This window comes from Vibrio sp. 2033, assembly GCF_033339735.1.
This window is the reverse complement of record NZ_JAWOVC010000001.1, coordinates 731,228-752,301: the sequence shown is the minus strand read 5'-3', so window position 1 is coordinate 752,301 and position 21,074 is coordinate 731,228. Positions and strand designations below refer to the sequence as shown.

The 21,074-nt window shown below is 43.6% G+C and carries 16 protein-coding genes, 1 tRNA gene and 1 other RNA gene; 13 read left to right on the top strand and 5 right to left on the bottom strand.

Annotation, left to right across the window (positions count from 1 at the left end; genetic code table 11):
* Positions 1-67 (bottom strand) — tRNA-Tyr (locus R7P74_RS03340).
* A gap of 292 nt (positions 68-359) precedes the next feature.
* Here R7P74_RS03340 and R7P74_RS03335 point away from each other — a divergent pair.
* The 3 genes from R7P74_RS03335 to R7P74_RS03325 all read left to right on the top strand — a co-directional run bounded on the left by R7P74_RS03335 (position 360) and on the right by R7P74_RS03325 (position 4,986).
* Entirely contained in the window at positions 360-1,454 is a 1,095-nt protein-coding gene (locus R7P74_RS03335; protein WP_213874663.1) for an efflux RND transporter periplasmic adaptor subunit, read from the top strand.
* Positions 1,454-4,567 carry a multidrug efflux RND transporter permease subunit VmeF gene (vmeF, locus tag R7P74_RS03330; RefSeq protein ID WP_213874664.1) on the top strand — a complete coding sequence of 1,038 codons (3,114 nt, stop codon included), beginning with the start codon at positions 1,454-1,456 and terminating at the stop codon, positions 4,565-4,567. Before R7P74_RS03335 ends, vmeF begins: the two co-directional genes overlap by 1 nt.
* A gap of 221 nt (positions 4,568-4,788) precedes the next feature.
* The gene (locus R7P74_RS03325) at positions 4,789-4,986 is read left to right on the top strand and encodes a type II secretion system protein (protein WP_031781369.1); all 198 of its coding nucleotides are present in this window, start codon (positions 4,789-4,791) and stop codon (positions 4,984-4,986) included.
* A 90-nt stretch (positions 4,987-5,076) separates the two neighbouring features.
* Here R7P74_RS03325 and R7P74_RS03320 read toward each other — a convergent pair whose 3' ends face one another.
* Positions 5,077-5,652, bottom strand: coding sequence for a porin family protein (locus R7P74_RS03320; RefSeq protein ID WP_158157364.1), 576 nt, complete (start codon positions 5,650-5,652; stop codon positions 5,077-5,079).
* Positions 5,653-5,866: 214 nt separating this feature from the next.
* On the opposite strand from R7P74_RS03320, the gene R7P74_RS03315 reads away from it, so the two are divergent.
* On the top strand, positions 5,867-6,184 hold the full coding sequence (locus R7P74_RS03315) for a DUF1244 domain-containing protein (RefSeq protein WP_005378586.1): 318 nt from the start codon (positions 5,867-5,869) through the stop codon (positions 6,182-6,184).
* A 61-nt stretch (positions 6,185-6,245) separates the two neighbouring features.
* Here the strand turns inward: R7P74_RS03315 and R7P74_RS03310 are convergent, their stop codons facing one another.
* A complete protein-coding gene (locus R7P74_RS03310) occupies positions 6,246-7,340 on the bottom strand; it encodes a PLP-dependent cysteine synthase family protein (protein ID WP_222716715.1) in 1,095 nt (364 codons plus the stop codon).
* A gap of 140 nt (positions 7,341-7,480) precedes the next feature.
* Here R7P74_RS03310 and R7P74_RS03305 point away from each other — a divergent pair, with 140 nt between their 5' ends.
* On the top strand, positions 7,481-7,945 hold the full coding sequence (locus R7P74_RS03305; protein WP_137281817.1) for an Lrp/AsnC family transcriptional regulator: 465 nt from the start codon (positions 7,481-7,483) through the stop codon (positions 7,943-7,945).
* A 456-nt stretch (positions 7,946-8,401) separates the two neighbouring features.
* The gene (locus R7P74_RS03300) at positions 8,402-11,443 is read left to right on the top strand and encodes a cadherin repeat domain-containing protein (RefSeq protein ID WP_253656977.1); all 3,042 of its coding nucleotides are present in this window, start codon (positions 8,402-8,404) and stop codon (positions 11,441-11,443) included.
* Positions 11,444-11,511: 68 nt separating this feature from the next.
* Here R7P74_RS03300 and tesB read toward each other — a convergent pair whose 3' ends face one another.
* Complete coding sequence (tesB, locus tag R7P74_RS03295; protein ID WP_005378575.1) at positions 11,512-12,372, bottom strand: acyl-CoA thioesterase II; 861 nt, start codon at positions 12,370-12,372, stop codon at positions 11,512-11,514.
* 240 nt (positions 12,373-12,612) lie between these two features.
* Between tesB and R7P74_RS03290 the strand changes: the two genes are divergently transcribed.
* Positions 12,613-13,047, top strand: coding sequence for a YbaY family lipoprotein (locus tag R7P74_RS03290; protein ID WP_005378572.1), 435 nt, complete (start codon positions 12,613-12,615; stop codon positions 13,045-13,047).
* 30 nt (positions 13,048-13,077) lie between these two features.
* On the opposite strand, the gene R7P74_RS03285 is transcribed toward R7P74_RS03290, so the two are convergent.
* Entirely contained in the window at positions 13,078-13,380 is a 303-nt protein-coding gene (locus R7P74_RS03285; protein WP_005378570.1) for a DNA base-flipping protein, read from the bottom strand.
* 257 nt (positions 13,381-13,637) lie between these two features.
* On the opposite strand from R7P74_RS03285, the gene R7P74_RS03280 reads away from it, so the two are divergent.
* The 6 genes from R7P74_RS03280 to R7P74_RS03255 all read left to right on the top strand — a co-directional run bounded on the left by R7P74_RS03280 (position 13,638) and on the right by R7P74_RS03255 (position 20,864).
* Positions 13,638-14,381, top strand: a complete 744-nt coding sequence (locus R7P74_RS03280; protein WP_005389942.1) for a hypothetical protein — start codon at positions 13,638-13,640, stop codon at positions 14,379-14,381.
* A 152-nt stretch (positions 14,382-14,533) separates the two neighbouring features.
* Positions 14,534-16,537: a GGDEF domain-containing protein gene (locus R7P74_RS03275; RefSeq protein WP_318122679.1), complete on the top strand. Its 2,004-nt coding sequence runs from the start codon at positions 14,534-14,536 to the stop codon at positions 16,535-16,537.
* A gap of 137 nt (positions 16,538-16,674) precedes the next feature.
* An RNA gene (gene ffs, locus R7P74_RS03270) (signal recognition particle sRNA small type) lies at positions 16,675-16,771 on the top strand.
* A gap of 212 nt (positions 16,772-16,983) precedes the next feature.
* On the top strand, positions 16,984-17,718 hold the full coding sequence (locus tag R7P74_RS03265) for an RNA methyltransferase (protein WP_005378485.1): 735 nt from the start codon (positions 16,984-16,986) through the stop codon (positions 17,716-17,718).
* 247 nt (positions 17,719-17,965) lie between these two features.
* A complete protein-coding gene (locus tag R7P74_RS03260; protein WP_005378483.1) occupies positions 17,966-18,385 on the top strand; it encodes a CBS domain-containing protein in 420 nt (139 codons plus the stop codon).
* 172 nt (positions 18,386-18,557) lie between these two features.
* A complete protein-coding gene (locus tag R7P74_RS03255; RefSeq protein WP_213966482.1) occupies positions 18,558-20,864 on the top strand; it encodes a zinc/cadmium/mercury/lead-transporting ATPase in 2,307 nt (768 codons plus the stop codon).
* Positions 20,865-21,074 lie beyond the last annotated feature (210 nt).

The following is a 21,074-nucleotide window of genomic DNA, read 5'->3' as shown; positions in this document are numbered from 1 at the left end:
GGACGGATTCGAACCATCGAAGGCAGTGCCGGCAGATTTACAGTCTGCTCCCTTTGGCCACTCGGGAACCCCTCCAGAGGATTTTTATACTTAGTAAGATGTTTTCCCAACTCATCTCCCAAGTGCGGAGCGAATCATAGCAAACTCGCTCAGGCTGTAAAGCGTTTTTCTTACGTTTTTACGTTGAATGCTGTCTTTTTGGGCAAAGATGGTAGAAAGTCAGCGTTTTGTTTGTCCTTTGAACAGAAGAGAAGCGCGCTTTTTACTTGAATTTACACTACTTGACGTTAAACACCGTATCTACTGATAAACTGTAAGCAGTTTAATGACATAAGTTTATTCGTTTAGAAGTCAATATCATGAGCATGAAAGCCACGTTATCGTTATCTGTTTTAACGCTTTCTATATTACTGAGTTCTCCATCGGTTTGCGCTGCGATGCGAGGAGGCTCAGCGGTTACTGTTGTGACTGAACAAGTAGAAACGCACGAGATCAATCAATCCTTAACTCTTATCGGCAAATTAAAGGCAGCGGAGTCTGTGGTTGTCGCATCGGAAGTCGCCGGCAAAGTGAATCAAATCGCTGTTAAAGCGAATCAAAATGTCCAGCAAGACCAGTTATTAATTAAGTTAGATGACGATAAGGCTCAAGCCGCTTTGATTGAGGCAAAGGCGTATCTAAAAGATGAACAGCGTAAGTTAAAAGAGTTCCAACGTTTGGTTAAGCGGAATGCGATTACTCAAACTGAAATCGATGCACAAAAAGCCAGTGTTGAAATAGCACAAGCGAGGCTAGATGCTGCTCAAGCCAATTTAGCTGATCTCCATATTACTGCTCCATTTTCTGGCACTGTTGGTTTTATCGATTTTAGCCGCGGCAAAATGGTCAGTGCGGGTACTGAACTTTTGACGTTGGATGATCTTTCCGTCATGGAACTGGATTTGCAAGTACCGGAGCGCTATTTATCGATGCTTTCTATTGGTATGGAAGTCATCGCTAAAACCAGTGCATGGGGTAGCCAGATCTTTACTGGTCAAGTCACAGGTATTGATACGCGTATCAGCGCCGAAACACTGAATCTTCGCGTGCGTATTGAGTTTGATAACCCAGAAAATCAATTGAAGCCGGGCATGTTGATGAACGCTTCACTAGCATTTCCTGCTATTAAGGCGCCAATCATTCCTGTTCAAGCGCTTGAATACTCCGGAACTAAACGTTTTGTATATGTAATTGATGAAAACAACAAAGCTACTCGTCGAGAAGTGTCGCTAGGTGCTCGTGTTAGTAACGAGGTGGTGATCGAATCTGGTGTTGAGATTGGTGACAAGATTGTGGTTCAAGGCATTGTTAACATGCGTGATGGTGTCGAAGTGAAAGAAATTGTCGCGCCACTAAAAGCGAACACCACGGATGTGACACGCAATGACAGTGAATCGGATGAGGAAGAAAACTAATGTTACTGTCCGACGTTTCAGTTAAACGCCCTGTCGCGGCGTTGGTTCTGAGCATGCTGTTGTGTGTGTTTGGCTTTGTGTCATTCACCAAATTAGCCGTTCGTGAAATGCCTGATATAGAAAGCCCAGTCGTTTCTATCAGTACGCGTTATGAGGGTGCATCGGCGACTATTATTGAAAGCCAAATTACCTCCGTTTTGGAAGACCAGCTTTCTGGGATCAGTGGAGTTGATGAAATTAGCTCCACTACTCGTAACAGCATGTCGCGTATCACGATCACGTTTGAGTTAGGTTACGATCTCAATACAGGTGTAAGCGACGTGCGGGATGCCGTGGCTCGTGCTCAGCGCTCGCTACCTGATGAAGCGGATGACCCTATTGTTTATAAGAACAATGGCTCGGGAGAGGCGTCGCTCTACATCAATCTCAGTTCTGCAGAGATGGACCGTACTCAATTAACGGATTATGCCGAACGTGTATTGATGGACCGCTTTAGCCTGATCTCTGGGGTTAGCTCCATTGATCTCTCCGGTGGTTTGTACAAGGTAATGTACGTGAAGCTTAAGCCTGAACTAATGGCTGGACGTTCAGTTACAGCTTCGGACATTACATCAGCTTTGCGAAGTGAGAACCTAGAAAGCCCAGGTGGTGAAGTTCGTAACGACTCAACGGTAATGTCCGTGCGTACGGCTCGTACTTATAACACGCCTGAAGATTTTCAATATCTTGTCATTAAACGCGCAAGCGACAATACACCTATCTATTTAAAAGATGTAGCAGATGTCTTCATTGGTGCAGAAAACGAAAACTCAACCTTCAAAAGCGATGGTGTAGTAAACATCAGTCTTGGTGTGGTACCGCAGTCAGACGCAAACCCGTTAGAGGTTGCTAAGCTGGTTCGTTTTGAAGTCGATAACATCCAGAAGTTCTTACCAGAAGGTACACGTCTTGCGATAGATTACGACGCGACAGTATTTATCGAGCGTTCAATCGAAGAGGTGTACAGCACGCTATTTATCACGGGCGGCTTGGTGATTTTGGTGTTGTACATTTTCATCGGCCAAGCTCGTGCAACCTTAATTCCTGCGGTTACGGTACCTGTTTCTCTGATTTCTTCGTTTATTGCCGCGTACTACTTTGGGTTTTCTATCAACTTGATCACCTTGATGGCGTTGATATTATCGATTGGTTTGGTGGTGGATGACGCAATTGTGGTTGTAGAGAATATCTTCCACCATATTGAACGCGGTGAATCGCCATTACTCGCCGCATATAAAGGCACAAGAGAGGTTGGTTTTGCTGTTATAGCAACAACATTAGTGCTGGTGATGGTGTTCTTACCGATCTCCTTTATGGATGGCATGGTAGGTCTACTATTTACAGAGTTTTCTGTATTGCTGGCTATGTCGGTCATATTCTCCTCTTTGATTGCCCTGACGCTGACTCCTGTATTAGGTAGTCAGATTTTGAAAGCGAATGTAAAACCAAATCGATTCAATGAAGCGGTTGATCGCTTGTTTAGCAAGCTTGAGAGTGGCTATCGCGCATTATTGAAAGGCGCATTGAAAGTACGTTGGGCTGCTCCGCTGGTGATTCTAGCTTGTTTGGGCGGTAGCTATTTCTTGATGAATCAGGTACCGGCCCAGCTGACCCCACAAGAAGATCGCGGTGTGATATTTGCGTTTGTGCGCGGTGCAGATGCTACGTCATACAATCGTATGTCAGCCAATATGGATATTGTCGAAGACCGATTGATGCCATTACTAGGGCAAGGTTATCTGAAGTCATTCAGCATCCAAACGCCAGCGTTTGGTGGCCAGGCAGGAGACCAGACAGGCTTTGTGATCATGATTCTAGAAGATTGGAACGAACGTGATATCACGGCTCAGCAAGCCCTTAACAAAGTACGGAAAGAATTGGCAGGTATCCCAGATGTTCGAGTGTTCCCATTTATGCCAGGTTTCCAAGGTGGTTCGAGTGAGCCAGTTCAGTTCGTATTAGGCGGCTCTGATTACGATGAGCTCGTTGTTTGGGCTGAAATGCTAAAGAACAAAGCAGAAGAATCACCAATGATGGAAGGAGCAGAGATAGATTACTCGGAAAAAACGCCTGAGTTATTGGTTACAGTTGACCGACAGCGTGCCGCAGAGCTAGGAGTCAGTGTTAAAGACATTTCTGACACCCTAGAAATCATGCTCGGTGGTAAAAGCGAAACGACTTATGTTGAGCGTGGCGAAGAGTACGATGTGTATCTTCGCGGTGATGAAAATAGCTTTAATAATGCTGCAGATTTAAGTCAGATTTATCTGCGCACGAATAGCGGTCAGCTAGTGACGTTAGATGCGGTCACAAAAATTGAAGAAGTGGCGGCCTCTATTCGTCTTTCTCACTACAACAAACAGAAGTCCATCACTATTACTGCCAACCTGTCGGAAGGTTATACATTAGGAGATGCGCTGAATTACCTAGACCAGGAAGCCATCGACAACTTACCGGGTGACATTTCGGTGAGTTATTCGGGGGAGTCGAAAGACTTTAAAGAGAACCAAGCGAGTGTTGCTGTTGTGTTTGCATTGGCACTGCTAGTGGCGTATCTCGTGTTGGCGGCTCAGTTTGAAAGCTTCGTAAACCCGTTAGTGGTCATGTTTACGGTGCCGATGGGTGTCTTTGGTGGCTTTCTTGGTTTGGTTATTATGGGCCAAGGTATGAACATTTATAGTCAGATCGGCATGATCATGTTGATTGGTATGGTGACGAAAAACGGTATTTTGATCGTAGAATTTGCCAATCAGCTACGTGATCGTGGCGTTGGGTTTGAAAAAGCGATCATTGATGCTGCCGCGCGACGTCTACGTCCAATCTTGATGACTGCGTTTACCACACTTGCTGGCGCAATTCCGTTGATCGTATCGACAGGGGCGGGTTATGAGAGCCGTATTGCCGTGGGTACGGTTATCTTTTTCGGGATGGGGTTTGCGACATTGGTGACCTTGTTTGTTATCCCGGCAATGTACCGATTGATTTCGGCGAAAACACAAGCACCAGGTCATGTAGAAGCAGAGTTAAACAAAGCAATTAGCCATGATACGAAGGGCCGTGTTGCCCACCCCTAGCAGTAGCACGTAAAGCTTTGATTGAAAACGCCGGGCAATTTTTGTTCGGTGTTTTTTTATATAGATAGTGATTACTTATAGATTTAATGATTATTTTTGTTTATTATTTCGCCACTTCTTCGAGGGGCACAGGACTCGCTCATCGTTTTGACTGAATGTTGGGTCTTGTTAGGTTTAATGCTAGGAAAGCAGCCTATGCCTATTATTATTGAGGTGTTTCCTTGAAAAAAGTACGTGGTAGTTACATGGTCGAAATGGTTTTAGTTGCAGGTGTTATGGCGTTGCTAGCAACTACCGCACTTCCAACGTTGACGAATGCATTAAAAGATCGTCAAGATGGTATTTTGCATTCTCTCGATGCTGGTCAACCAAGCAACCATGTGAACAAAGAGGCAACAGAAACGTTCTCTGTTCAGTAAATGACGACATACTATAGAATCTAAAAGAAGCCGAGGCAAAACTCTCGGCTTCTTTGTTTTTCAATTATGGAAACTTGGTGCTATCTAATGTTAGAAGCGTTTCCCTAGGCTGATTTGTACACCTTCGTAGCTGTCGTAAAAATCTTCAAAACCCATATCTGCGACATTATAAATGTACTCTGCGCGTAACCAGATATCTGTACTCATATCCCAATGGACGCCAGCACCGATGTTGAATAGTGCGCCTGAGTCATCTGTGACTTTTTGTTCGTTTGGTACGTACATTTCGGCTTGAGTGCCAAGCGCAGTTACGCGACCAAACAGTGACAGCGGCGTATCGCCTAAGTTATCACTTGTTACAACAGCAGACATACCTGCTTGGTAATAGTGAAGATCTAAGTCAGTTTTTAGAGCATCGTTCTTAAGTTCATTTTGTGAATAGCGCAGAACCCCTTCAAACGCGAGGTATTGGTTTACATGGTAACCCCAGCCAACTGTGATATGTGGTGTTGACCACTCATTGTCTCTATCCGAGCCGAAGTACGGTGTATCAAAACCAACGTTACCAGTACCCAGATAAAAATAAGATTGATGAGCTTGTTCTTGAGCAGCTAAAGTTGGCACGCTAATGGTCAAGGCAGACAATAATAGAATGGAGTTTTTCATAACTAGACGATAACCTTGGTAAAAGACCGTTGTAATGATTTGTTTAAATGTTAATTTAATCAATAGGATGGATGGTAATTATCATATCAGCTTTTATCAAAGGTAGTGATTTTAGAATGGGAATTGTTGCGCTAAAGCATACTTCTTACTCATGACTACCGACTAACTAGATATGGTGACGAAAGCTAGTTAAATAAGAGAGAAGGAAAGGAAAGTGGCTGAATTCAAATACAAAAACTTGACTCAAGAAGAACAAGATAAGTTAGACGCGGCGACATTTCGCCGTTTATTGGCGCATTTAGATGCCAACAAAGACGTACAAAACATCGACCTGATGATCCTTGCGGGCTTCTGTCGCAACTGCTTTAGTAAATGGTATAAATCTGAGGCTGAAAATCTCGGTTTGGATTTAGATATTGATGACGCTCGCGAACGTGTTTACGGCATGACTTACGATGAGTGGAAACAAAATCATCAACCAGCGGCAACGCCAGAACAATTGGCTGCGTTTGAAGCGCGCCAGAAAAAGTAAAACCCAGCGATAAAAACAGCCCGCATGAAGTTGGGCTGCTTTTTAAAGTCCAGTTTGCACGTTAAGCGTTAGTTGAGCCGCAACAAGCTGGCTCAACGCAACCTTTTGTTTGAATGACTTCGAGTTGAGCTAAGTAAGGTTGAATATCGCCGATGTTCTCTTTTACCCATGTTAAGTCATAATACGTATCTAGGTAACGCTCTCCAGAATCACATAGAAGCGTCACGATAGAACCCTTCTCACCGCGTTGTTTCATCTCACAAGCCAATTGCAGCACACCGTAAAGATTGGTGCCTGTTGATGCGCCGACTTTACGCCCAATCAGCTGAGATACCCAATGGGCAGTTGCCACACTGGCTGCGTCTGGAATTTTGCGCATTTCATCAATGACACCAGCAATAAAGCTTGGTTCGACACGTGGTCGCCCGATACCTTCAATTTTGCTGCCAGTATCACCTTTCAATGAGTGATTTCCTGACTGGAAAGCGTCGTAAAACACTGAGTTTTCAGGGTCTACCACGCAAAGCTTGGTGTCGTATTTTTGGTAACGAATAAAACGGCCAATGGTTGCTGATGTGCCGCCTGTTCCAGGGCTCATCACTACCCAACTAGGAATCGGGTGATCTTCTAACTCCATTTGGCTAAAGATAGAGTTCGCGATGTTGTTGTTACCGCGCCAGTCAGTAGCACGTTCAGCATAAGTAAACTGGTCCATGTAGTGACCATTTAGCTCTTGAGCCAAGCGTCGAGACTCGTCATAAATCTGATCTGAGCGCTCTACAAGATGCGCTTTACCACCGTAAAACTCAATTTGTTCAATCTTTTTACGTGCGGTGGTTTTCGGCATAACAGCAATGAACGGTAAGCCAAGCAAGCGAGCAAAATACGCTTCCGAAACGGCAGTGCTGCCTGAGGACGCCTCGATTACAGTGGTTTCAGGACCAATCCATCCATTACAAATAGCATAAAGAAACAATGAGCGCGCCAATCGATGCTTAAGAGAGCCTGTAGGGTGCGTACTCTCATCTTTTAGATAGATATCGATACCATCAAGAGAAGGTAGTTCGAGTTTAAATAAGTGAGTATCAGCAGAACGTTGGAAGTCTGCTTCAATTTTACGCACTGCATTGTTGATCCAATTGTGGTCAGTACACATGGCGTCTCTCCTTGGGAAATCGATAGATAAGTATTAGATAGGGATAATTTATCTATAATTTTCGAGAAAAACTTTGCTATTGTTACTCTTAATAAAGATTTTTGTAGAAAAATTTTCTACATTTTATGGGTTTTATAGAAATGAGTTTAGATCGAATAGATAAGCAGCTGCTTGTTTTACTACAAACCGACAGCACCTTGTCATTAAATGACGTGGCTGAGCGAGTCAATCTTACTACAACACCATGCTGGAAGCGCTTGAAAAGGTTGGAAGAAGAGGGCTACATCGAAAAACGCGTGGCGTTGTTAAGTGCAGAAAAGCTCGAGCTATCTTTCATTGCATTTGTTCAGTTAAAAACGATTGATCATTCCGAAGGTTGGTATCACCATTTTGTTACAACTGTGAGTGACTTTCCTGAGGTAATGGAGTTTTATCGTATGGCTGGCGAGTATGACTACATGATGAAAGTACTAGTCAAAGATATGAAGTGTTTTGACGAATTCTATAAGCGGTTAGTTAATAGTGTAAAAGGGCTATCTAATGTGACTTCAACATTTGCTATGGAGTCCATTAAATACACAACAGAGTTACCAATCCTAAAATAACTCGCCCTATAAGAATTCTATCTAATGTTAATTCTACCTTTTAGTATTTTAAATGTTAAAAGGTAGTTTGATTATGCTTTTAAAACTATTTCCTACCAGATTTTTATAAATATAAACGATATTTATTCTCTCTTCTATTTTTCATTAACCATTTGTTTTTACAGTCCATTAATCCTATACATCATAATGAAAGAAAAAATAACGCAATTTTTTCTCTTTATTTTTCATGTTTTATTTTATTGAATATTAATTTTTACTAAATTAATGGAAGAGTTTGATTTAAACGTTTGCTTTTTGTGTTTTCATGTAATTTGGTCGCTATTTTTGAGTATTTGTTTTTAGGATTAATACAGTAGCAATTACTTAAGTAATAAAGTGCTCAAAAATGGGGATAGTGATTAATAAAACATCGTATTATTATCGCCCCATCTTGTATGTAACAAAGTATTACTAAAAATGAACAGAAATTACTATTTGCTTTTTCTCGCAGCTTTACTCGCTGGCTGTGGCGGTGGGGGAGACTCTAAGCCGAACAATACGAAGACACCAACTACGGTAACAAAGCAGAACCGTCCGCAATTAAAAGTGGAAGACACGGTGTTGAAGTTTGAAGGAGTGGGAACGGTTACTGAAGCAAAACTGAGCAATGTACATGGGTCGGTATCTTACCAAGTCATTGACTCTAATCCGCCAAATGTCGTGAAAATTAATGACTCAGGAATACTACAAATTCTGCGCCCAGGAACGGCGACGATTCTTGCTACAGATAGTAGCTCTGCTTATGAATCTTCTGAAGCAAGATTTTCTGTCACTGTAGAGCGAGGCATCAATACTGAACTTTCAGTGAGTGATCTGAATTTCAATGCGATTGAGTCAGAAGGAAAAGCGTTGATCGTCCGTGGCCAAAAAGGCGAACTGAGTTATGAGGTAGAAAGTGGTCATAACTTGATTCGTGTTGATGAGAACGGTTCGGTATATTCATTAGGTTCAGTTGGTCAGGCATCGGTGCTGATTACTGATTCAGGTAACGACTTTTACTTGCCGAAACAAGTTCGCGCTACGGTTAAACTGCATGCAGTAGCTCCGGGGCAATTACAGTTCGCTTTGCTTGAAGACGAGTATCGAGAAGGGTTGACGTTAGAACCAGTGCGTCTAGATAAAGCTCAAACGCAACGTATTTCTTACAAAATTATAAATAGCGTACCAGACAGCAAGGTGGCCGAGTTGCTAGACCCTGAAACGGGTTTGCTTCTTGTTCATAATGTTGGGCAATTAACGGTTGAAGCGACAGCAACTTACAGCGACGCGTTTCTGGATAAACAGCAAACAGCGCAATTTTTTGTGGATGTAAAACAAGGCAAGCGTCAAGAAATCAGCGCAGCGGATATCGTCACAACTTATGAGGAAGGTGGACGAATTTTCCCTAAGGTGACGAACGCCTACGGTGACTATGAGCTGAGAATCATTCGTGGTGAAGACGTTGTTGCTAAAACAGAAAATGGTGAAGCATTACTGATCAAAGGTGTTGGTGCTGCTGAAGTGGAAATTTACGAGCATGATATGCGTAATTATCCTGCAAGCAAAACTCGTTTTGATCTTGAAGTTAATCGCGCGCCTCATCCCGTTATAAAAGACATTGAAATGCCGCTTACCTATCAACCAAATCTTTCAATCCCTCTGGCGTTTAAAGGGCAAAAAGGTAACGTAAATCTAGTTAGCAGCTTACCTAATGGCTTACGAATGACTGACGGCAAGTTGGAGGTAGTGACTGCGGGTGAGTACGGCCTTAAGTTTGAAGACGATGGTGGGGAGTTCTACCAACCTATTCAATTTAATGTTGTCATTAAAGTTGCAAAGGCTGAAGGCCAACCCATGGCAACGCACGATTATGACGTTGTATACAGCAACAAATACAGTTTTGATCTTCACCGTGATTTTGGTTTGAGTGCTGACGAGCAAATTGAGATTGTAGATAACACCGCACCAGATGTTGTCGGTGGTTTTAGTGAAGGACGTCTCCATGTGTATAAAGCGGGTAAAGCGACGCTAACTGTGCGCAGAAAAGAGAGCGCGAATTATACCGTTGGTCCAGATCAAAAAGTCTACGTGACAATTTTGAGTGCGCCGAGCCGAATTGAAGTTCAATCCGATGTGGAAGAGATTTGGAAGGTTGGACAAACATTTGTTGCGCCGAAAATCTCTGGTACGGTTGGGGAAGTTACGTACCGATTTGCAGACAACGCAGCAACAGATGTGGTTTCCTTAAACAGCCAAACGGGTGCCATGCAAATTCTTAACGCGGGTAGCACAAAAATTATTGTTTCGGATGCGGGGGACGACAAAGTGGATCCGGGTGAAAGTAGTTTCTCGGTCACGATTAAACAAGGCACAAACCCTGTATCGGTTACTTACCCAACGGTAGAATTCTCCGCTGGTAGTGTTATCTCACCAGTGATGAGTGGTGGGACTGCGAAGGCAAGTTACCGCCTTATTAACCAAAAAGATCCTGTGGTCGAGTTAGTTTCCCCTGATACGGGGCGTTTGAAAATCCTGCACGCAGGCGAGTACCAAGTAGAGGTTACTCTTACTGGACGCAACTACAAAGCTAAAACAATCGTCGTAAATGGCACTATTAACAAAGCGAAGCACCCTGGTTTAAGTACCTCTACAATGAAGGTGGAATTTGAACCATTTAAAAAGGTTAAGCTAGATTTTGGTACACCAATAGGAAACCGCAGCTATCAAATATCCAGCTCAACAATTAAAGGAGTCGCTTCATTAGATGTTGATAAGGAAGAGCTGACGTTACTTGACCTCCCACCAGTAAAAAGACGTTGGATTTCTCTCGACGTTTCGGAAGGAGAATCTCGAGATTACAAAGCGTTGGAAAGTAAGAAAGTCCAGCTGTATCTAAGCTTTGCAGATGAAGGTGTTGCGGATCAATATACATTGCTTGAAACTGAACAAACAGTATTGTTTAGCACGCTAAATGCACGTGAGTTTTCTAACTTAGAAGAAAGTGAGTTTGGTTTGATGAACGTTCGTTCAGTGCGTGAGCCAACGGACGAAGAATTGAAATTATACGGCAAAGGTAAGATTGCACTACTTGCATTCAAGCCGGTGGGTAACGATGACCAAACTCTAATAAAAGGAGCGTGGGTACACTTAGCTCGATTTGATGGATGTACATCAGAGCTGTTCGAAGATGATCTCAAGCCTTTTGAAGCAATTGACTATGATGACCCAGGGGACTGCACCAGCGGCAGCACGATTCGTATGACTCGGTTCTTAATAATTGATGACTCGAAGATGGAAAAGGTAGAGTATGAGTTAGTTGCACCTGTGATTACTTACCGTCGTGGGGTTCGTGAATTTTTAGCAACGAATAAAGGTGGATTCTATGCCGACCCAAATGTCATTTACGGGAAAGGTGAATATGGTTACCCGAAATCACTTTACGAATGGTCGGTTGTTAACATGAAGTATCAACCAAATTAATCATCGTTTGATACCCATTAAAAAAGGAGTGCGGAACAGCACTCCTTTTTTCGTGTAACGAACACGAGCTATTTCGTGTAGCGCATCACCCCTTCTTGCACGGCGGTCGCCACTAAGTGACCTTGCTGGTTGTATATTTCGCCACGGACCAACCCACGAGTATTGCTCGCCGTTGGGCTCTCTATCGCATATAGAAGCCATTCATCCATCTTAAACGGGCGATGGAACCAGATAGAGTGGTCAATGGTGGCCACTTGAAAGTTAGGCGTCATTAATGAGACTTCATGTGGATGCATTGCTGTTACAAGGAATCCCCAATCGGATGCGTAGGCCAGAAGGTACTGGTGAATTAGCTGATTCTCTGGCATTTCACCATTAGCACGAATCCAAAGGTACTGTTTGGGTTCTGCTTTTTTGGGCTTCAAAGGGTTGATAACCGTAACGGGGCGAGTTTCGATTGGCTTTTCCCCGCAAAATGTTTTGCGTAAGCGTTTGGGTAGAAATTCTGCAATATGGCTTGCGAGCTCACTCTCTGAGGCAAAGTTTTCTGGACCAGGGATATCTGGCATTTCTTTTTGATGATCAAACCCAGGTTGATCGCCATGGTAGGATGCGGTTAGGTAAAAAATAGGGCGTCCATTTTGAATTGCCTTTACGCGTCTAGTGCTAAAGCTACGGCCATCTCTCAGATTTTCTACATCATAAATAATAGGTTTTTCTGGATCGCCAGGGTACAAAAAATAGCTATGGAAGGAGTGTACCGTGCGTGTTTCTTCAACGGTGTAGCGCGCAGCAGAAAGTGCTTGCCCAATTACTTGACCGCCATAAACTTGAGGCAAACCTAGGTTTTCACTTTGGCCACGAAACAAGCCTTCTTCTAATTTTTCGAGTTGTAGTAGGCTGAGCAATTCTCGTAGTGGTTTACTCATTGTGTCTCCTCACCGTTGTCTTTCATTCCAAGTTACCTCAACAGCCTCACTCTTGTGAAGTGGCATAGTTAAGAACTATTGAGTAACTTAGAAATAGTATTGTTCCAATTATGAAACAAAATCAATTGTTTGATAAATTCTAACTCAGTCAAACTATTGTCAAATAAAGTGACAGGAAGCAGACAGTTTTATATTCCACACCTATAATTGCCTCGGTTTAATGCTCTTTTCGAGGAATATATGAAAAAAACACTACTACTTGTTACTTCTCTACTCTTTGGGGCTGCGTTAGTGGGTTGCCAAACTTCTCAAAATACAGAAATGGAATCTACAGAAGCGTCAATGAAGACGATTACAGGTACAGTGGCTTATCGCGAGCGGATTGCCTTGCCACCAAACGCAGTGGTTACTATTGCGTTAGAAGATGTGTCCTTGGCGGATGCGCCAGCAAAAGTGTTGGCGAAACAGACATTCGAAACGGAAGGTAAGCAAGTTCCTCTTTCTTTTGAGTTGAGTTACGACAGCAATGAAATCAAACCAAACCATCGTTACAGCGTTCGTGCTCGCATTGAGGTAGATGGAAAGCTGCGTTTTATCAGCGACACACATAACGGTGTTATTACAGATGAAGCACAAACTCACCAATTAGATATTCGTCTAGTTGGAACACGTTAATACGACGTAGTGAGAACAAAAAATGGCAGCTTAAGGCTGCCATTTGTATTTTTTAAGTGAAGTTTTGCCAACTTCCGAGACTTCAATCCCTTCTGCTTCTAATTTCTTTTTTTGTCGCTCTAAGTCTCTGCCTTTTAAAGATATTTTTCCTTGGCTATTTACCACTCTAAACCAGGGGAGTTTGCTGCCTTCTGGTAGGTTACCCAGTGCTTTACCAACATGTCTCGCATAGCCCGGATAACCGGCCATTTTTGCAATTTCCCCATAGGTGGAGACTTTTCCTTTTGGAATTTGGTGAATTACAGCAAAGATTTGCGCTAAAAATTGGTCCATACTCAAAAGTGTCTATTTTGGATTACTAAGGAATGGTAAACCATTGGACTTGTATATTGCTAACGGTTCTTAACCCTTGTGTTGCCAGCGACTCACTTTGAAGAATTACATTTTCTGTTCTTTAGTGTCGTTGGTTGATGAGCCTTAAACAGCATGAAGCAAACGCAAGCTAAGCTTGAATCTAGACCCTCTCAACGACTTTCAATCCCAGTTTTTGCCGTTGAGTTACCAAGTAGGTGGGGAAGCCAGGAGGCGCTATGATTTTATCGACACTTCAATTTTTCGTTACGACCTTACTCGCTGTTGTCTGCGTTCGGGCGATGAGTTTGAGCGAGGGTGACATTCCCGTTCTTGCACTTATGATCCCCGCGCTGTGGGTTCTGCCACAAGGTGGGTTCGCTGGCCTAGTATTACTGGGCGCGATGATGGCTTTTGGTGCGACACTCTCAATGCAGCCAATTGCTTTGTCGGTTGGTGTTTTGATCCTTTTCCCACTTTTAATGGTGGTGTTTTCTCGTAGAAGCTCTTTAGGCGTGTTGCTCACCGCTGGTCTTATTGTACTTACACTGCAAGTTGGTCTTATGGTCACACAGCAAGGCGGTAAGCTGGATGGGTCTGCTTGGGTTACAGTGGTTCAAACCATTGCGGTTATGGCGATGTGGTGGTCGGCTGCGCATTGGACGCCATCCAATAAACACAGCTGGTGGCCGTTGTTTTTGTTGCTCCCATTGTGGATTGCAGGCCTACCGTACGCCGTTCTTATGGCGTTAAGCTTGACGGGAATGTTAGCGTCAATGGAAGCACTTGCGAAGCTTCAACATACCATTCGTTGGAGCAAATTATTATGTTGGACATTGCCGACTGTGGGTTTTGCCGCTTTAGTCGTCAGCCCGACCACGGATGTGCCAAACCCTGTTTTCGTGGTTTGGATCTGTTTGTTAGGGACGGCTTGGATGACTGACTATATTTTACGTAGTAGCGATGAACAGGCTGAATTATGAGTTTTTAGTCAGGTAAAAAGTGACATGTGCGGCAGAGTATCGAATTGGTTGTGGAACAAAATGGAGATTAGTATATGTTCTTCATTTCATATTTACTACACTTCCAATAATAATAACCACAATATAAGTGGTTGATTTAAGATAAGTTTGTCATGACAACTTTTGCTCGAACACTGTTGCTTTTTGCATGTTGCCTCTTGAGTTTGAATGTAAAAGCCGAAGCCCCTTTAATTGCTCATTATAAAGTCGCGACTGAAGCGGATGATGTCGTCACTCGTGTTCTTTTCAATGCTGCTTCAAAGGAGTTTGGCTTTACCGTTCAATACGTAAACTACTCCAGCTTTGATGCCATTCTAAATTCAGTAGCGAATGGGGAAGCGGACTTTGCTGCGAATATCACTTACACACAAGAACGTGCTCAACGTTTTAGTTATTCCCGCCCAACAAATATCGAATATACCTACCTCTTTGGCTTAAAAGATTCGACGTTGAGTGATATTTCGCGTGTTGGCGTCCCCAAAGATACAGTTTATGCCCAATTACTTAAACAACACTACCCTGGTCTAGAACAGATCTCTTATCAAGGTCACGAACAAGCAGTAACACTGCTACGTTCAGGTGCTGTGGACGGCGTTGTCGATGCCATTAACCAGCTCAAGCCGATGCTGATGGAGGGGTTTGACGCCAAGATGCTCAATGATCAGATTTTGATAAAGCCCGTATCCATCATCAGTAAAAAAGATCATCATCTTGAGGAGTTGGACACGTTCGCTACGTTTATTCACGGGGAAGCGGTGCAAAAGCAGCTTCGCGAAGAAATTTCCCAGTATCAATTTGAATTAAGGCGAGCAGCGTTGCGTGATTCTATTCGTTTATTGCCCTTTGATTTTAATGAACCAATACGGATTAAGCTCGAATCTATCTTTCCATATGTTGTATACAACGCAGATGGTAGTGTCGAAGGGATGACGGCTGATGTAGTCCTGAGAAGCTGTGAGATCTTGGCTTTAAACTGCTTGATCATTAGTGAGCCTGGTGAAAGCTGGGGTTCTATGTACCATGAGTTTATCCAAGGTAATTTCGAAATTTTGGCGCCGTTAACGGTCAGCCGTGAGCGGCGCGCATTTAGCTACTTTCCAAAGCCCCATTACGCGCCAGCATCGGTGATGGTCAAGCGTTTAGGTTACAAACCGAGCACATACTCTCATGTTTCACAGTTGATATCTGAGCGGATTGGCGTAGTTAAGGATGACTTTTTCGATCAAATGATGACGCAACTATTGCCGCTAAAAGAACTCAAACGTTATCGTACTCAACAAGAGCTCATTCAGGGGCTATTAAGTGAAGAAGTCGATTACATTCCGATGGATACGGCGATGCTCAATCATTTTTTACGTCTCAGTGAATTGGTTCCGATAGAGCAGGATACCGCTATTGGCGAGTTTTATGAGTCACAACTCTCTGTTGGATTGGTCGCGAATGAAAAAGGAGCCATGCTTGCGCCTTTCTTCAGTCGAGCGATAGCGATGTTAGAAGTTGATAAGATCATTGCTCAGTACGATGTACGCCCAGATTGGCGTACCGCACTTGAATATGAGATTCGATTAGCGACGCAAACACAAGCTGTGTTTATCTTTGTATTATTGTTTGCTATTTGTGTTTCGCTTTATCTTTACCGTCAATCGAACACTGACAACTTAACAGGGTTAAGGAACCGTCGTGCGTTGCAAGTAAAGTATCGAAAAGGAGTAAACAAAGATCTATCCATACTTTACTTAGACATTAATCATTTCAAACGAATCAATGACACTTATGGGCATCGCGCTGGGGACGAAGTTTTACAACTACTGGCACTAAAAATTCATTATGTCTGGTCGGGAAGATGTTATCGAATTGGAGGGGATGAGTTCATATTGCTGGGTTATCCTACGCAAGCCGAGTTAACTAGAGCAATGAGAGAGCTCAGTAGAATAGACGTGAAAGGCAAATTATGTAGTGATTTGGAGTCTATAAGTATCTCTATTGGTTTCTCTGCAAAAAGGGAACGGCACATGAGCTTAGAGCAAGCGATGCATTTGGCTGATGAAGACATGTACATGAGTAAGCAGTCCTCACGGCACGACTCCTCTTATCGTGACTGTACGGTTTCATCATAAAGGAATGAATTGATCGAGTTTTGTCCAAACGGTAATGAAATGATGAAATTCAAGGTTTTTGCTCTTGCATTATGAGAGCTGATACTGAATAATCGCCCCATCGATTGAGGCAAGACCTCTCGAAAAGAATTATGGGGCTCTGGTCCTCTCGCAACAATAGCTCGTGAACTCGGTCAGGTCCGGAAGGAAGCAGCCGCAGCGTGTGACTTGTGTGCCGGGATGTGGCTGGGGTCCCACCCTTTGAAAGCCCTGCGTTATCGCAGGGCTTTTTTCGTTTTTGAACTTTCTTTTATTTTGGCTACGCTTGGTGTTCAACGTCTTCTGATGATCAAGCTTCTTGAGGTTATTTAGGTATAATTTATAATCTCATCCGCTCGATACCGAACTGTCGTGAAGATTGTTTAGGGTACGCTCGCCGAATAACCATTTTCACCTGGGATACTTTAATGATTTCAAAAAACCAATTAAAACTGCTTCGTGCTTTAGGTCAAAAGAAACAGCGTAAAGCGCATGGCTTATTCCTAGTTCAGGGTGAAAAGAACGTACTAGAGCTAGCAAGTAGTTCATTGAAGGTGAAGCAGGTTTTTGCAACAGCGGCATTTCTCGAACAAAATGCTGGTACGCTAAATCGTTTTGATTGTGTTGAAGCATCGCTTGATGAATTGACCAAAGCGAGCACGCTTGTGAGCAATAATGCGGCCATTGCTGTGGTTGAAATTCCGAGTGTAAAAGAGCCTCAAGCGAAAGGCTTGATGATTGCGCTAGATGGTGTATCCGACCCTGGTAATCTAGGTACGATTATTCGTGTTGCAGACTGGTATGGCATCAAGCACATTATTGCGAGTACAGATTGTGCTGATCCTTATAATCCTAAAACGATCAGTGCGACCATGGGCAGCTTTGGCCGCGTACAAGTGAGTTTGGTGGATTTGCCAAGTTACTTGGAACACGCCAAATTGCCAGTATATGGCGCGTTTTTGGAAGGAGAGAGCGTTCATAAAACGGATTTCGCTGCTGAAGGTATTTTGTTGATGGGCAGCGAATCTCATGGTGTGCGCGAAGCCGCAGCAAAATTCGTGACAGATAAGATCACGATTCCGGCGTTTGGCGGTGCCGAATCACTGAATGTCGCGATGGCGACTGGCATTATTTTAGACAACATGCGCCGCCAACATAGCTAACGCAACCATTACTTAATAACAAAGCCAGTCAATTTGACTGGCTTTGTTGTATTTATTGCCTAGAAAAATCAGCCTGGCTGAATCTTGCGTTTAACGAAATACAGTGAATGTTGTTCGGTGAGTTAATTTTGTTTTAGTTCAATAGGCTGTGCCTATAAATAAAATTACTCCTTTCCATTTAGTAAAATCAGGAAATTAGGCGACACTTATCTAAAGGCCGCAATAAAATGCCCTTAAGGAGATAAGAATGCATTCATTAAAAGTAAAAGATTACATGACGTTGCAAGCGGTGACTTTCACGAAAGATATGTCACTTTCGGCAGCTTTAAACAAAGTAATGCAAAGTGTCACACTAGGTGGCCCTGTCATTGATGAAAATGAAAAAGTGGTTGGGTTTTTATCGGAGCAAGACTTATTAGATAAGTTGGTGAAAGCAAGTTATCACTGCCAAGATACACATACGGTACAAGAGTGTATGCATGATGATGTCTTATCTGTTTCTCCAGAAATGTCAGTAATTGAACTGGCTGACATGATGAAAGTTGGAAAGCCGAAAATGTATCCAGTGGTGGATGGCAAAGGTAAGTTGGTTGGTGTTATCACAAGAAGAGACGTGCTGCGTGCCATAGGAATGACATTAAATGAGTGTTTTAAGCATCCCGTTTAACCTCTCTGTTTAAACTTTACGGAATATTGCTTTTAAACTGGTTTGGAAAGACGCTTCGGCGTCTTTTTTATTTTCTATCGCCGAACTGTACAAATTTATCTTGACCTTGGAGCTTACTCTAAGGTTTATCCTTAGCAATAGGTAAATCACCGATACCAATAAGGAAAAAATTATGTGTACAAAACATCAAGGTTGCCAATCTAGCAAAATCAAAACTGCGGTGCCGCTTGGTGCAAGCGAGTCATGCTGTGCGCCAGTAAAATCTTCGCTCAATATCTCTCAGGCCAGTGTTGATGTTTCTGAAAGCTCTTGCTGTAGTGGAGGAGGCTGCAGCGTTGACACAGGCGAGGAAGACGATCCCACAAGGGAGAGTAATTCCTCCGTTCGGAACGCTTGGCTTGTGTCAGGTATGGATTGCCCATCTTGTGCGCAAAAGCTTGAGAAAGCCATTACGTCTTTACAAGGCGTCAGCCAAGCCAAGGTTTTGTTTGCAACAGAAAAACTGGTCGTCGATTTTGATGGTCTAGAGCTGATAGCTACGATAGAGCAGACAGCCCAAAAAACGGGTTTCCCGCTCTCTTCACTTGATGCTCCAAAACCAAGCACTACAAAGAAAGGCTGGCTTGGCGTCATAAGAGACAACATCCAAATTCTCTCGATTGCTGGTGCAATGGCTACTGCGGCAGTAATTTCTAAGATCGACCCTCAAATAAGCGCTTGGTTATTCACTTTGACGTGTTTACTTGGTTTATACCCAATCGCGCTCAAAGCATTTAAGTTGGCGCGTAGCGGTACGCCTTTTGCGATTGAAACGTTAATGAGTGTAGCGGCGCTCGGCGCTTTATATTTAGGTGAAACCGCCGAAGCCGCAATGGTGTTATTGCTTTTCCTTATTGGTGAAAAGTTAGAAGCATATGCATCATCTCGCGCGCGAAGCGGTGTCCAGGCGTTAATGGACTTAGTCCCAGAAAATTCAATTTTAATTATTGATGGTGAACGCAAAGAAGTACCAGCTGCGCAGCTTAAACCAGGGGATATCATAGAAGTCGCACCCGGAGGTCGTTTGCCTGCCGACGGTGTTTTGCAAGATGCGCTTGCGAGTTTTGACGAAAGTGCGTTAACGGGAGAATCTGTTCCCGTTGAACATCAAACCGGTGGCAAAGTGATGGCCGGGGCTGTGGTTGTCGATAAAGTGGTTCGTTTACAGGTGACTTCCCGTCAGGGCGAGAATGCGATAGATCGAATTCTTCATTTGATTGAAGAAGCAGAATCCCGTAAGGCACCATTAGAACGCTTTCTTGATAAATTTAGCCGTTGGTATACGCCACTAATGATGTTGGTGTCTCTGATGGTTATCGTTACGCCGCCATTACTATTTGCCCAACCGTGGGAAACGTGGATCTATCGAGGACTCGCCCTGCTGTTGATTGCTTGTCCATGTGCATTAGTCATTTCAACGCCTGCGGCGATCACTTCTGGCTTGGCGGCAGCGGCTAAGCGGGGCGCATTGATCAAAGGTGGAGCGGCGCTTGAGTTGCTTGGCAAGGTTGAGTCTGTCGCATTTGATAAAACTGGGACACTGACGCAAGGTAAACCAGAAGTGACCGACGTCTTTGCTTTTGATATGGATGAAGACAAGTTACTTAGCCTAACTGCGTCAATCGAGGTTGGTTCAAGTCATCCTCTAGCGGTTTCTTTAGTTACCAAAGTGCAAGAGAAGGGGCTTACTATTCCTGAAGCGTTGGATAAAACCGCGCAAGTAGGCTCTGGTGTCACTGGTTACGTCGATGGAAAAATGGTCCAAGTGGTCACGCCTTCAAAGGCAGACTTTCCACTTTCTCAAGAAGCCAAAGAGCAAGTGGTTACGTTGGAACAACAAGGTAAAACGGTTGTCATTGTTCGTTACGATGACGAGGTCATTGGCGTGATCGCATGGCAAGATACATTGCGCTCAGATGCCCAGCAAGCCATCGCAATGTTGAAGGAACTTGGGGTCACGTCGGTGATGCTAACGGGTGACAACCCGAGAAGTGCAGAAGCAATGGCAAATAGAATAGGCTTGGATTATAAAGCGAGTTTGTTACCTGCAGACAAGGTGCATTACGTCGAGAAACTATCACAACAACATACCGTTGCGATGGTGGGAGACGGTATCAATGATGCTCCAGCCATGAAAGCTTCGAGCATTGGTATTGCGATGGGAGGCGGTACGGATGTTGCGCTCGAGACTGCTGATGCGGCGTTAACACACAACCGGTTGATTGAGCTACCTGCCATGATAGAACTGTCGCGTGCGACGCTAAGTAACATTCGTCAGAATGTCGCGTTAGCGCTAGGTTTGAAAGGTGTATTCTTAGTGACAAGTTTACTTGGGGTTACTGGGTTGTGGGTTGCAGTATTAGCTGACAGTGGTGCAACAGCACTGGTGACATTGAATGCGTTGAGATTACTTCGTTTTGAGTCCAAACAGATCAAATAACTGACCTAACCAATGATCCCACTCATTAATAGCCCGAGGCATTCGTGTATCGGGCTTTTTTTAACCGTATTCACCTGATGCGATCAGACGTTTTTCTCGTCCTTGAAATCACGCATTGCTATGCAACAAAATGATTTAACGCCCCTTAAAGTGTGATCAATACCAGTTTTGTTTGAAATTTCATTTTCATTACATTTTGTCATTGTGATT

Excerpts from the sequence above, each read along its gene's own strand:
- R7P74_RS03255 (WP_213966482.1), top strand. The coding sequence starts at position 18,558 with ATGTGTACAAAACATCAAGGTTGCCAATCTAGCAAAATCAAAACTGCG.
- R7P74_RS03320 (WP_158157364.1), bottom strand. The coding sequence starts at position 5,652 with ATGAAAAACTCCATTCTATTATTGTCTGCCTTGACCATTAGCGTGCCA.
- vmeF (WP_213874664.1), top strand. The coding sequence starts at position 1,454 with ATGTTACTGTCCGACGTTTCAGTTAAACGCCCTGTCGCGGCGTTGGTT.
- R7P74_RS03335 (WP_213874663.1), top strand. The coding sequence starts at position 360 with ATGAGCATGAAAGCCACGTTATCGTTATCTGTTTTAACGCTTTCTATA.
- R7P74_RS03280 (WP_005389942.1), top strand. The coding sequence starts at position 13,638 with ATGATTTTATCGACACTTCAATTTTTCGTTACGACCTTACTCGCTGTT.
- R7P74_RS03310 (WP_222716715.1), bottom strand. The coding sequence starts at position 7,340 with ATGTGTACTGACCACAATTGGATCAACAATGCAGTGCGTAAAATTGAA.
- R7P74_RS03285 (WP_005378570.1), bottom strand. The coding sequence starts at position 13,380 with ATGGACCAATTTTTAGCGCAAATCTTTGCTGTAATTCACCAAATTCCA.
- R7P74_RS03275 (WP_318122679.1), top strand. The coding sequence starts at position 14,534 with ATGACAACTTTTGCTCGAACACTGTTGCTTTTTGCATGTTGCCTCTTG.
- R7P74_RS03300 (WP_253656977.1), top strand. The coding sequence starts at position 8,402 with ATGAACAGAAATTACTATTTGCTTTTTCTCGCAGCTTTACTCGCTGGC.
- R7P74_RS03305 (WP_137281817.1), top strand. The coding sequence starts at position 7,481 with ATGAGTTTAGATCGAATAGATAAGCAGCTGCTTGTTTTACTACAAACC.
- tesB (WP_005378575.1), bottom strand. The coding sequence starts at position 12,372 with ATGAGTAAACCACTACGAGAATTGCTCAGCCTACTACAACTCGAAAAA.
- R7P74_RS03265 (WP_005378485.1), top strand. The coding sequence starts at position 16,984 with ATGATTTCAAAAAACCAATTAAAACTGCTTCGTGCTTTAGGTCAAAAG.
- R7P74_RS03290 (WP_005378572.1), top strand. The coding sequence starts at position 12,613 with ATGAAAAAAACACTACTACTTGTTACTTCTCTACTCTTTGGGGCTGCG.
- R7P74_RS03260 (WP_005378483.1), top strand. The coding sequence starts at position 17,966 with ATGCATTCATTAAAAGTAAAAGATTACATGACGTTGCAAGCGGTGACT.